Below are 11,714 nucleotides of genomic sequence, written 5' to 3'. Positions count from 1 at the left end.
TCTGAATTTTTATCCAATTTTATCAATAAACTCTACAAATTTATCCTTTACCGTGTTACCAAAATCCCCGCCCGAAAAAGCTGTTGAAATAACACCGACAGCGATGACGACAACTGCCGCAATACCAATCCACTCAAGGGTCTGCGAGCCTCTTTCATTTTTAACGAACCCATTCATTTTGTTGACGCTTTTTACATATAATGCAGTTAATTTTTTCATATTGATCTCTCCTACTATTAATTTAATAAATTAAAAATGCTATTGTCTCCAAAAATCAAGTTCAAGACCATCAACCCGGCAATCATTAAAATGGATACTGGCGCCACTACAAAAGTGGTCACCATTGTGACTTTCGGCGAGGCTTTTGCCGCCAATTCCTTGATTTGCTCCTCACGGATTTGACGCAGGGCTTCCGCCTGGATTTTAAATGTTGTCGCTATTGGCACACCTAATCTTTCTCCTTGAATCAAACCTTTAATGAGGCCTTGAAATTCCCGATTGTCATTTCTTTCCAATAAATTCCGATAAGCTGTATCGCGCGGCACCCCTAAATTAATTTCATAAAGGAAACGGGAAAATTCTTCCCTCAGAGGTCCGTCAAAGAAGCGAATCACCTCCTTTAATGCTTGGTCTAAACTGACTCCTGCCTGGAGACTTGTGCTGATCGTATCGAGAAAATCCGGCAAATCAAGCCGCAGGGCTTCCTGTCTTTGCTTCGCTTGTGTCCGCACGATGATAATCGGTGTGAAGTAGCCGGCAAGCGGAAGAAAGATCAAGCCATATTGGGAAAAAGGAAGCCCGATAATGAAAGATAGCACTCCCACAAAAAAGCCAACCACCATCAGGAATATTTTTATCCCTTGAAATTGTTGAACGGACAACTGATATACATTCCCGGATTTTTTCAGCCAAACGGCAACATCTTCATTTTCACTGAAAAAATTGATCCTTTCTCCCAGATCGGAAAATTCATCTGCATATCTTAATACTTTCTGGACGATGGTTGCCCGACTGCTTTTTTTCATCTTTTTCTTGCTAAACGCATCTGTATGGGTGACCTCGGAAACGTGGTCAATCAGCAGACGTTTTTGTTTGATATAAGCGGATAAATGGCTCATTGTCAGTATGATTGTCAGCCAGAAAAGGATTACGCATAAAATGATTAATGCATCCATGTGTTACACCCTAATATTTGTAATTTTGCGGATCAGGAAAAAAGAAAGGGCAATTCCCAGTAAAAACAAAGTCAAAATGACCAAGCCCGGGGCTGTCCATAGCGGTTCAATAAAACCTTCGATGATGTTATTCATCACGAGCAAAAGAAAGATCGGCAATGCCGGGACAATATAGGAAATATACTTTTGCTCCGATGTCATCGTCTTGATCACCTGGGTGAGAACTTTTCTTTCCTCCAGCGTATTGGCCATCGTTTCCAGCGTCAAAGCCAAGTTTCCGCCTGTTTTCTTTTGAATGAGCAACGTCGCAATAAACAATTGAAAGTCTCTTGATTTATTCTTTTTTTGTGTTGATTTTAAAGCACTTTCCAGTGATACCCCAAGCTTCAATTCATGGGATATCCGTTTAAACTCTGTTCCCGCCGGTTCCGGAATTTCCTTCGCTACCAAGTCAATTCCTTGGCTGATCGTCAGGCCGGAGCGGGCAGCGTTTCCAAGCATTCTGCAAACATCGCCAAGCTGTTCATTGAATCTTTCTTCGTATTTATTTTTTCTGAGATAAAATAATGTATAATGTGAAACGATCAGCAAACCTATGGCAATCAATATGCTTACAATAGGAGGCATGTTGAAAATGTTTAAAAATAATACCGTGAAAACAAGAAAGCCCAAGATGTGGATTCCTATGTATTCTGAAGGAAGAATTTTTAAATTCGCATTTTGGAGCTTGCCACTGATCTTTTCCGCGCCTCTAGATTGATCGTAGCGGTCGCCCCATACGCTGATAAAGCTTTTTCTTTGTTCCTCGGGAAACCAGCTGCGGACTTTTTTGTACCACTCTTTTTTTTGGGATCGATAACCAAGGAAATAATAACCGGAAAACAACAGGAGCAAAACAGATAAGCTATACAAAATAGGAATGCTTAGATTCATGGGCTGCTCCTCCTTTTGCTTCAAAAACCGCAGGATCTATATGGATGCCTTGCACGTTCATTTGTTCCAGGCATCTTGGGATGACGCCTGTTGCTGTAAAATGCCCCTCTACTTTTCCTTTAGAATCAATGCCGGTTTTATTAAAACGAAAAATATCCTGGACTTTAATCCGATTTTGATCATCGACATAAACTTCCGCGATATTCACAATTTTTCTCGTTCCATCACTTAATCTTTCTGCCTGAAAAATATAGTCAAGAGCTCCGACAATATATTCCCTGACGATATGGGGCGGCAAATCCATCCCGGCCATCACCACCATCCCTTCCACTCGGCGTATGGCATCCGCCGGCGTGTTGGCGTGCACGGTTGTCAATGATCCTTCATGTCCCGTATTCATTGCCTGAAGCATATCGAAAGCCTCTGCTCCGCGGACTTCACCGACAATGATACGATCGGGTCTCATCCGCAAGGCGTTTCGTACCAATTGCCTGATGGTGACCTCCCCTTTTCCTTCTACGTTGGCAGGGCGGGCTTCCATGCCGACCACACTTGAACGGTTCAGGCGAAGTTCCGCTGAATCCTCTATGGTGATAACACGTTCATAACCCGGAATGGCTTTTGCCACCGCATTGAGGAGTGTTGTTTTCCCGCTTCCCGTTCCTCCGGAGATCAGCACATTCATTTTCACCTCTACAAGTGCTTCAATAAAGCGGGCCATTTCCTCATTTAAAGAATCAAAGGAAATCAAATCCTCCATTTCAAATGGGGTTTTTCTGAACTTCCTGATTGAAATGAGCGTCCCGTTCAAGCTGATGGGAGGGATAACCGCATTGACACGGCTGCCGTCCGGCAAGCGTGCATCCACCATTGGCGAACTTTCGTCAAGGCGTCTCCCAAGGGGGGCGATCACCCTGTCAACGATGTGACGAATATGTGCTTCATCCTTAAATGTGATATTTGACCGCTCTAATCTTCCTTTTTTTTCTATAAAGACTTCATTGGGGCCATTCACAAGAATTTCTGTGATGCTTTCGTCGTTTAATAAGGACTCCAAAGGTCCGAATCCGACACTTTCATCAATAATGCGTGATAGCAGAATATCTTTATCGCTTCGGGGAATGATGACTTTTTCTTCGGCCATAAACTGGTTGATCAGCCGTTCGATCGTCAGCCTTCTTTCCCCTTCGCTTAAGCTGATCAAATGTTCCAGATTCGTTTCTGCCAACAGGCGCAATTTATAGTGCTCTACCAATTCATCAATAAACGGATTGGATTTAGACAAATGAAGGTGATCCTCAACAGGCTCTTCAATTTTGACTGGATCGAATTTTTTCCGAAAGAGCGACAATGACGGCACCTCCTAGTGTTATCCTCACTCTTTGAAACTACTGTTTTATTTAAGCATGGAATGTACCCATTTATGTATATCTTTTGCCGCCAAAATCATCTTCTTCTCTTTTGGCTGGGTGCGAATAGGATTCCCTTTGTTGATTGCTGCCTGAACACCTTTGATATCTCTTCTAATTTCTGCGGCGACAGGGTAGGAGACAAATCTCTCCAAATCTTTCTTTGTCAATTCATTCTCTCTGCCTTTTTTATTGATGACAAACTCGAAACGGTCTTCGGTTGCAATGCCGAGCCGTTGAAAGAGATCTTCTACGCTTTTTAATAGGCGGATAGATGGGGTGTCCATCGTAATCGGATAATAGATGCGATCCGCCTCTACGAGAGCCGCGTATGTCGATTCATCAATCGTTGACGGCAGATCAATAATAATGAAATCATATGTTCTTCGGCAGGCTCGAAGGAGCCGGGTGATAAATTCGCCGTCAACACTTTCCGCCAATTCTGCATCACGGGGACTGATCAGCATCTCCAATTTGGAGGAAGGTTCACCTTCTGCGATATTTCGAATATGGTTTTCGTTAATTTCTTTTATGACTGGTTTTAAGTCGATGATGGACCTTTCGCTATCCATCCCCAGAAAAGTCTCTGCCCCGCCAAAATGTAAATTCAAATCTATAAGCAGTACCTGGGCTGTAGATTCCAATTTTAAGGTTTGGGCAAAAGTGGTGCTGAGAAATGTCTTGCCAGAACCGCCCTTTCCGCTGTAAAAGGCGAAAATTTGCCCGGTTCCTCTCTTGAAACCGCTGGTAGAAGCTGTTTCCGCCATGGTTTCTTCCCTTATGCTCAGTTCCCGAATACGATTTTCCAGCACGTGGATTTCATCCGGCAGTACAATATAGTCAATTGCGCCCAGCCGGATAACATCACGAAGCAAAAGAAAGTCTTGACTGTCGTGGATGTATAAAATCGCCATATGTGGATTTACTTCCAGCAATTGAGGTATTATATCCAGCGGTGAGGCTGATTCGTTTTTTATTAAAATAGCCAGACCGACTTGTTGAAACTGAGACTGAATTTGATTGGGATGGATTAACTGCAGCTCGTACGAATCTAGTCTTTGTTCAATCGATTGGTAAAGTTCATTTTGTTCACCAACTATTACTATGGCTTTACTCGTATTCATGGTTACCTCCAACTATAATCACGGCTTTCTTCATTCCGTGCCGGTCAACAGCGATATTGAATTAGGCTGTTTCTTTTGGGTTTGCCTTCTGCTCTCATTTTATTTCGTTTTCGCTATTTTTCCCCATTTTCTTTCAGGTGTTTTTACTTTTTTTCTGGAGTTGGCTGCTCCGGCGCGGGTTGTTCTGGAGTTGGTTGCTCCGCCGCTGGTGTTTCCGGTGCTGGCTGTTCCGGCGCTGCTTTGGCCTTATCTCGACCTTCCCCCGGCTTTCCCACATTTGCCTTTACGATTCGAACGCTGTCCGCATAATTTTGCATATGTATCAGTTGTGGCGCCTGTTCAGTAGGAATTTCCAACTGGACACCTTTAAATTTATTTTTTTCCTTCGAAACGCGGGCAACTTTTACATCTTTCATAAAATAGGTCGTTTGTTCTTTGGAATCGAAACGATGGGAAACAATAATATCAACGCGATCCAACGCTTCCAACTGTTCATCAAAAATAATTCTGTCCGATCTCATGACGGAAATGAGACGGTTATTCTCTTCAACTACGGAAGAAGTTTGTTTGAGCATATTGCCTGTAATAATATCTCCCTTTGATAAAGGAACCATAGACACTTTATTTACCAATTTTTCGGTGTTAGTAATATGGTAATCTTTTAAATATTTTTGAGGAATCTCTTCAAACGTTATGTCCTCAGGCCGTATTAAAGTTCTGGATGGAATGTCTTGGTTCGCAGTCACAACTTGAACCATTGTTCCTAAATTTGTATTTAGGGCTTGGACTTTTTTTAATATGAGCATACCTGCTGTTATTGCCAGCAATAAGGATATAGAAAAAAATATAATCGCTTTTCTTTTCGATTCCAGCATTTTCTCCCTCGTGACTCCTTTAATATCAAGTTAGAAAAAAAGTTTCCTACTATAATAGTTAATAACATCTTTCCGTACAGCAGGTCAATGCGCCCTCATTCGCCATCAAAAACGCTTATACATTTACAAGTACCTATCAATGAACATTTACATATAACAAAAGTAATAAAATCATTCTATGAAGCATTACTATTCTCTCTTTATTTATCCTTTTTTTGGTAAATTGTTTGAAGGTGGAAAATAACTAGACACATTCTCTTATTTTTCTTTTTTTCTTATATGATGAGGTTTTTCTCCTTCACGACCCTTTATTCTGATTTTTTAGTTATTTGTCCTGCTTTTTCATTGTTTCATTCCCGGTTAAACGGTGTCATAAACCTTACCTCCTATTTTTAAAATAACCAGTCGCATAAAATCGCTGTGTTCGTAAAAAACCCATTGTTTGTTTTTCTAACGCGCAGAATGGATGAAACATCAAGCTCATGGACTTTCTTGTTTACCATTCCTGTTGTCAAAAAGCCGCTGGAATCAAGCAAGCGGTTAAAATCAAATCGTTAGGATTCCCTCTGATAGCAGTGGAGATTTCAAGTAGTCATCCATCCGATTTCATGTATACCTTTCCAATTTTCCGCAACAATCCAGAGACGGAACGGCCAATCGCCCTTGATGAGATTACCTTGGTTTGCACGGAGCAATGGTTATTGCTTTCGTATCTCTTCATATTAATAGTCGAATGGATCAGCAAAAGAAGGGGAGATCTAATAGCCATTTTTCCGCCCTTAGACTTCTCCCCTTCATTTAAAACGTAGTGCTATCAAATAGGACAGCCAATAACCTGCAAGAGTGTAGTATTGCAGGCTGACTTCTTCTCAGCGTGTTATTGAATTTTGACAGCTGGAAGTGTATATACGATCATTAAAACACACACACAACCATCACTTATCATGTGTAGAGATGCTCTGCGATCATCGAACAGCTTCTTTCATTAAATAGCGCTTCTTTAATCGAGTAGACGTCAATTCCAACAGTACAGCGACAAGAAGGATGGCGTACGTAATAAAGCCGACTTCCCGCACGTCAAAATAAAAGCTTGACGCCATAAACAATTCAAAACCGATTCCTCCGGCACCTGCCGCCGCTCCCATGGCAACCGCTACGGTAAAGTTTGTCTCAAACCGCAGGAATGTCCAAGATAACAGGGATGTAGCCGCAGAAGGCAGTACAGCGTTTGTCACAACATGCCACCAGCTTGCCCCGGAAGCACGCAAAGCCTCAATAACACCGTCATCCAGCTCCTCAAATGACTCTGCGAACGCCTTAACCAAGAAGGCAACGGTATGGAACAGCATGCCCAAGACGGCTGCTTCGCTGCCCAGCCCCGCGGCAATCGCAAAAATAAGTACCCATAATACTGTAGGAACAGCCCGGATAAAAGCCACAATCACAATGATTGTATTGGCGATCGGTTTTGGCGAGAGATTTCTGGCGGCAAATAAGGCAATAAACAAAGATAGTACAGCACCTGCTATTGTAGCTAAAAACCCCAGCCCGACTGTCAAGGTTATTTGATATAAAGCCTCTCCCAAAGAAAAATTATTGAGGGAAGGTTGCAGAAATACCAGTTTTAAATTGTTTAGCGTATCAATTGTCGCCTGCGCAAAATGAATATCTTTATAATCAAGCGCAAAAAACCCATAAACGGTTAGAAGCGCCAAGCTCACAAACGTTGCTGTCATGACAATCTTTGATTTATTCCAGTTCGTGATCTTTATTTTACCTGAATGGGTTGTCCTCAATTCCAAGGCCGGGCTGCTTTTGGCCGTAATCATTATAAAATGACCCTCCTTACATAGTTTGAGATTAGCTCTATTCCAATGACAACAACGACAATACTCATGGTAATCAGACTTACCATGTTATAATCCATGCTCTTGTAATATAAATCGAAGGAAAAACCAATTCCTGTTCCCGTTAAAATTCCGATTAATGTCGAGCTACGAATATTCGTTTCGATCATAAACAAAATCCAACTGACGATTTGTGGAGCGCATTCGGGGATTACGGCATTGTACACTACTTGGAAATAAGTAGCCCCTGTTGCTTTAAGGGCTTCTACGGAACTGTTGCTCGTTTCATCAATCGTTTCAGTAAATGCACGTGTTAAAAATCCCAATGTTGTTAAAAACAAAGCAAAATAACCGGTAAGGGCATTTTGTCCGAATGATAGCAATAAAATTAAGGCCCAAGCAACAATCGGTACGTTACGAAATACAGAGGCGATAAAGCGGCTTAACGTACTAAAAAACATATTCACTCTCGTTGCTTGTGATCCCAGAATGGCAAGCAATAAGGCAAAGACACTTGCTGTAGTAGTGGAAATGATGGATAAGATGATGGTTTCCAGCAACTTATCCAGGATGGAGGGCAGCTTTTGCAACGATTCACCCGTTATCATAAGATTCGATGCAATCCATTTAAAAGCCTCAGAGACAGATAAGAGGCTATGCATAAATTTAAAGTTGGTTATATTGGCTGATAGGAGTGTCATTCCAATAAGAACGAGTATGAGAAGCGTTAATTGGCGATTCTTTTTTCTAAGCACATCGATATTCATTGTTTTCCCCCTATTCCATAATCAGGTCGCCAGCCTCAGATCCGTAAATACTATGAATGATATCCGGTGTCAGCCCTTCTGCCGGACCATCGTATACGATCTTGCCGCCGTTTAACCCGATAATGCGGTCTGAATACCGTTTCGCCACATCCACCTGATGTAAATTAACGATACACGTAATATTCATGCTTCGGGATATATTTTGTAAATGATCCATAATTACTTTGGAAGCATTCGGATCCAATGAGGCAATCGGTTCGTCACAAAGCAGTATTTGCGGATGCTGTATCAATGCCCGGGCAATACCGACCCGTTGCTTTTGCCCGCCACTTAATTGATCGCATCTTTTGTACACATGCTCCATCATGCCCAGTTTTTCCAACAGGGTAAATGCTTCCTCTTTTTCCGTCTCTGAATATCGCTTTAAAATGCCTTGAATATTGGTCTTATATCCTAATCTGCCATGTAGTACATTTTCGATGACAGTCAAACGAGACACCAAATTATAATGCTGGAATATCATGCCAATTTGCGTTCGATGTTTACGCAAGTCTCGTTTAGATAAATTCATGACATCGACATTCTGAAAAATAATTTTCCCGTTTGAAATATCCACCAAGCGATTGAGGCAGCGAAGCAATGTCGATTTACCGGCCCCTGAAGGCCCGATAATAGATACAAACTCTCCACTTTCGATGTTAAAGTTGACTTCCTCCAGCACCTTTTTATCCTGTTCATACTGTTTAGAGATATTTTTCACTTCTAAAAGCGGCATCTATATTACTCCTCACTCGTTTTTACTCAAACAAAAGAGCGTATGGAAGTTTGAGAAATACGCTCCTTTGCAACTGTATCTGCTATTTTGCCAGTTCACGAATTGGATCAAACCAGGCATCATCCGTAACTACAAAACGCTCCTTGTCTGTTTTCTTGAATAACCCTGCTTGTTCTGAATCCTCCGGAACAAAGATTGTTTCATTATTTGCCACTTCATCCGAAGCGAGGCTTTCCTGGATCTTTTTGAAATCTTCTTCACTTAAAGTGGATGCATTGGCTACGAAAGGCGCGTTTAATACCGGAGTCACGCTAATTAAAGTAAACTCCTCGCCAGTCAATGTATTAAAAGGCTCAGCGGCGTCATCTCTTACTTTATAAGTTGACCCTGCAGTATTTTCTTCACCGTCCGCTACTTCTACATAATTTCCAACACATGTATCACAAAACGCCGCGACATCAGCGCGTTTGCTTAACAGATTTACAGCTGAACCCTGGTGCGAATCGCCATATAGCACTTCTTTAAAGAATTTTCCGCCCTCCATTAAATCTTCCGGAGTCAAGTCTTTCCATTGATCTTGTTTAGAGAAATGAGTAACGATACTGTTGGAAGGTACTTTAAATCCAGATGTTGAGCTATTGGACACGAAAGAGAATTTGGAATCAACGATTTTATCTATAGTAAATTCGCCGTTCTCCTTGTGCTTCTCGGCATCTTCAGCTCTGACAGCCAGCCAGCTATGGTAAACCGCATCCTCCAACGTTCCCGATGCGCCACTTGGCACGACAACGGGTTCAATGTCTTCGCTTTTATTCTTTGCTTCGATATATCCTTGTGCACCCATAAATGCCATTTGGGCGTTGCCATTGGCAATCGTCTCAATGGCTACCGCATAGTCCGTTGTCAATTTATGGGTTACTTTTTTTCCTGTTGCCTCTTCTATCACTTTACCAATCTCATCACGAGCCGCTTTTAAATCATTTCCAGATTCATTTGGATACCATACCATTGTAATTTCTTCTGAACTAGCAGATTTCTTCGTGTTCGAACAAGCTCCCAGAAATACAGAAATGACGATTAACATTACTAATGGTAAGAATGATTTTTTCATCACTGTCTCCTTTTAAAAAAATAGTTCTTATTACTCGTTTGGAGTATTTTTGCTTCTTTTTTCGTTATGATTTCACCCCACTGATACAGATGGACTTCTTTTACTTACTATTCAAACATATCCCGCCGGCTTAAAGAGGTGTTTTACATATTTCTTAAGTAGTTTTTACAATATCTAGATAATTGAATAAACTGCTTCTGTAGGGCTATCAAATTCCCCGAGTTGGATCGGAGCACCAAAGCTGCCATGATAGTCACTTCCGCCCGTCATGAACAGATCAAACTTCTTGGCATAGGCTTCTGTTCTGCTCTTGTCCTGTTCGGAGTGATCGTAATGATTTCTTTCAATGCCATCCAGCCCATGCTGTACAAGTTCTTCAACCATGTCAAATGAATCCAGTTGGCCCGGATGAGCCAAAACGGCATAGCCACCATCTTTTTTAATCGCTTGAACAGCATCAATTGCATCGACGTAGATGATATCCCTTGCACATATGCCCTCGCCTTTGAAAAGCTGTTTGTACAACTGTTGATATGCCGGGGTTGTAAAGTGATCATCCGTTAAACAAGACATAATATGCTGCTTATAAATGATTCCGCCTTCGGCCGCGCGCCTCATCACTTCCTGAACCTCTATGTCTATCCCATTTTTTTGAAGCTGCTCAATTTGCCATAGAGAATTCGCATGCCGCCTCTGAAGAAGAGGGTTACAAAGCATTTGGATATGGTGGGCGCTTTTACAAAAGGCATAGCCCAATATATGCACCTTGCGCTCTCTCTTAAAATCATAAGCAGAAATTTCAATCCCTGGGATCACTGTAATCCCCCGATGCTTACCGACCTTTTGGGCATGCTCAATTCCGCTAACTGTATCATGGTCGGTAAGACTGATATGTGTAATGCCTCTTTCGGCAGCCAATTCCATTATTTCTTCCACTGTATTCGATCCATCGGAAAAGTCGGAATGCACATGCAAATCGGCCTTCATACTTTTATTCCCTCCACACATTTTCCTTTGTGAAAGTCATAGACTTTGTCGCATAGTCCTTCCATAAACTCCAAGTCATGAAAAATACCAATTAGTGTCGTTCCCTCTTTTTTTAGCTTTTCAAGGACTTCCCGAACCTTTACCTTCGAGTCATTATCCAAGCTGGCAGTAGGTTCATCCAACAATAACAGGCGTGGTTTTTTGACAATGGCGCTGGCGATGTTGAGCCGCAGTTTCTCCCCTCCCGAAAAAGTCACAGGGTAGTTATCCCACAGCTCCGGGTCTAAATCGAAATGGGCAAGGGCTTCCTCTGCTGTCACTTTTGCCGTATCAAGCGATTTACCCATTTCCAGAACGGATTGTTCAACAATTTCACGGGCTGTCGTTCTCGGCATGACACTTAAAAACTGCGAAACATAACCAATTTCATATTGGCGTAAATAGATCATTTCTCTTTCGCTGGCTTTCATTAAATCAATGCTTCCAAAACGTTCGGAGTTGTAAATAACTTCTCCGCGCTCCGGCAAATATGTTCGATAAATCAACTTTAAAATAGTAGACTTACCGCTACCGCTCTTGCCGACGATTCCGATGAATTTTCCCTCATCCAACGTAAAACTGATGTCGTTCAGTGCCTGAATATTGTTGGCAAGATGATGGATGGTGAAGGATTTGTACAATGATTTCACTTCAAGCAATTGAGACATTCCA

12 protein-coding genes are annotated in these 11,714 nt (G+C 41.9%); all 12 read right to left on the bottom strand.

What is annotated here, in order from left to right; all coding sequences use genetic code 11:
- Positions 1–9: 9 nt before the first annotated feature.
- Entirely contained in the window at positions 10–219 is a 210-nt protein-coding gene (locus JOC94_RS13950; RefSeq protein WP_077113650.1) for a hypothetical protein, read from the bottom strand.
- A gap of 17 nt (positions 220–236) precedes the next feature.
- Positions 237–1,175, bottom strand: coding sequence for a type II secretion system F family protein (locus JOC94_RS13945; protein ID WP_077113649.1), 939 nt, complete (start codon positions 1,173–1,175; stop codon positions 237–239).
- A 3-nt stretch (positions 1,176–1,178) separates the two neighbouring features.
- Complete coding sequence (locus tag JOC94_RS13940) at positions 1,179–2,108, bottom strand: type II secretion system F family protein (protein ID WP_077113648.1); 930 nt, start codon at positions 2,106–2,108, stop codon at positions 1,179–1,181.
- Complete coding sequence (locus JOC94_RS13935) at positions 2,080–3,459, bottom strand: CpaF family protein (RefSeq protein WP_083717700.1); 1,380 nt, start codon at positions 3,457–3,459, stop codon at positions 2,080–2,082. The genes JOC94_RS13940 and JOC94_RS13935 overlap by 29 nt, the downstream gene beginning before the upstream one ends.
- A 45-nt stretch (positions 3,460–3,504) precedes the next feature.
- Positions 3,505–4,641, bottom strand: a complete 1,137-nt coding sequence (locus JOC94_RS13930; protein WP_077113647.1) for an AAA family ATPase — start codon at positions 4,639–4,641, stop codon at positions 3,505–3,507.
- 143 nt (positions 4,642–4,784) lie between these two features.
- Positions 4,785–5,516, bottom strand: coding sequence for a Flp pilus assembly protein CpaB (cpaB, locus tag JOC94_RS13925; protein ID WP_077113646.1), 732 nt, complete (start codon positions 5,514–5,516; stop codon positions 4,785–4,787).
- 965 nt (positions 5,517–6,481) lie between these two features.
- A complete protein-coding gene (locus JOC94_RS13920) occupies positions 6,482–7,345 on the bottom strand; it encodes an ABC transporter permease subunit (protein ID WP_077113645.1) in 864 nt (287 codons plus the stop codon).
- A complete protein-coding gene (locus JOC94_RS13915; RefSeq protein WP_077113644.1) occupies positions 7,345–8,130 on the bottom strand; it encodes a PhnE/PtxC family ABC transporter permease in 786 nt (261 codons plus the stop codon). Before JOC94_RS13915 ends, JOC94_RS13920 begins: the two co-directional genes overlap by 1 nt.
- A 10-nt stretch (positions 8,131–8,140) precedes the next feature.
- The gene (gene phnC, locus JOC94_RS13910; RefSeq protein WP_077113643.1) at positions 8,141–8,905 is read right to left on the bottom strand and encodes a phosphonate ABC transporter ATP-binding protein; all 765 of its coding nucleotides are present in this window, start codon (positions 8,903–8,905) and stop codon (positions 8,141–8,143) included.
- 82 nt (positions 8,906–8,987) lie between these two features.
- Positions 8,988–10,016 (bottom strand): PhnD/SsuA/transferrin family substrate-binding protein, encoded by a 1,029-nt coding sequence (locus JOC94_RS13905; RefSeq protein ID WP_077113642.1) that lies wholly within the window; start codon positions 10,014–10,016, stop codon positions 8,988–8,990.
- 174 nt (positions 10,017–10,190) lie between these two features.
- On the bottom strand, positions 10,191–11,003 hold the full coding sequence (locus JOC94_RS13900) for a PHP domain-containing protein (RefSeq protein ID WP_077113641.1): 813 nt from the start codon (positions 11,001–11,003) through the stop codon (positions 10,191–10,193).
- A complete protein-coding gene (locus tag JOC94_RS13895; RefSeq protein WP_077113640.1) occupies positions 11,000–11,710 on the bottom strand; it encodes a phosphonate C-P lyase system protein PhnL in 711 nt (236 codons plus the stop codon). Before JOC94_RS13895 ends, JOC94_RS13900 begins: the two co-directional genes overlap by 4 nt.
- Positions 11,711–11,714: the final 4 nt, after the last annotated feature.

It is taken from the genome of Siminovitchia thermophila (assembly GCF_016909185.1).
GTDB classification, from domain to species: Bacteria; Bacillota; Bacilli; order Bacillales; family Bacillaceae_C; genus Siminovitchia; species Siminovitchia thermophila.
The sequence above is the reverse complement of the archived record's forward strand: the minus strand, read 5'-3'. Positions and strand labels throughout refer to the sequence as shown.

Coding starts and splice junctions, on each gene's coding strand:
- JOC94_RS13900 (WP_077113641.1), bottom strand. CDS start 11,003: ATGAAGGCCGATTTGCATGTGCATTCCGACTTTTCCGATGGATCGAAT.
- JOC94_RS13945 (WP_077113649.1), bottom strand. CDS start 1,175: ATGGATGCATTAATCATTTTATGCGTAATCCTTTTCTGGCTGACAATC.
- JOC94_RS13940 (WP_077113648.1), bottom strand. CDS start 2,108: ATGAATCTAAGCATTCCTATTTTGTATAGCTTATCTGTTTTGCTCCTG.
- phnC (WP_077113643.1), bottom strand. CDS start 8,905: ATGCCGCTTTTAGAAGTGAAAAATATCTCTAAACAGTATGAACAGGAT.
- JOC94_RS13950 (WP_077113650.1), bottom strand. CDS start 219: ATGAAAAAATTAACTGCATTATATGTAAAAAGCGTCAACAAAATGAAT.
- JOC94_RS13930 (WP_077113647.1), bottom strand. CDS start 4,641: ATGAATACGAGTAAAGCCATAGTAATAGTTGGTGAACAAAATGAACTT.
- JOC94_RS13905 (WP_077113642.1), bottom strand. CDS start 10,016: ATGAAAAAATCATTCTTACCATTAGTAATGTTAATCGTCATTTCTGTA.
- JOC94_RS13920 (WP_077113645.1), bottom strand. CDS start 7,345: ATGATTACGGCCAAAAGCAGCCCGGCCTTGGAATTGAGGACAACCCAT.
- cpaB (WP_077113646.1), bottom strand. CDS start 5,516: ATGCTGGAATCGAAAAGAAAAGCGATTATATTTTTTTCTATATCCTTA.
- JOC94_RS13895 (WP_077113640.1), bottom strand. CDS start 11,710: ATGTCTCAATTGCTTGAAGTGAAATCATTGTACAAATCCTTCACCATC.
- JOC94_RS13915 (WP_077113644.1), bottom strand. CDS start 8,130: ATGAATATCGATGTGCTTAGAAAAAAGAATCGCCAATTAACGCTTCTC.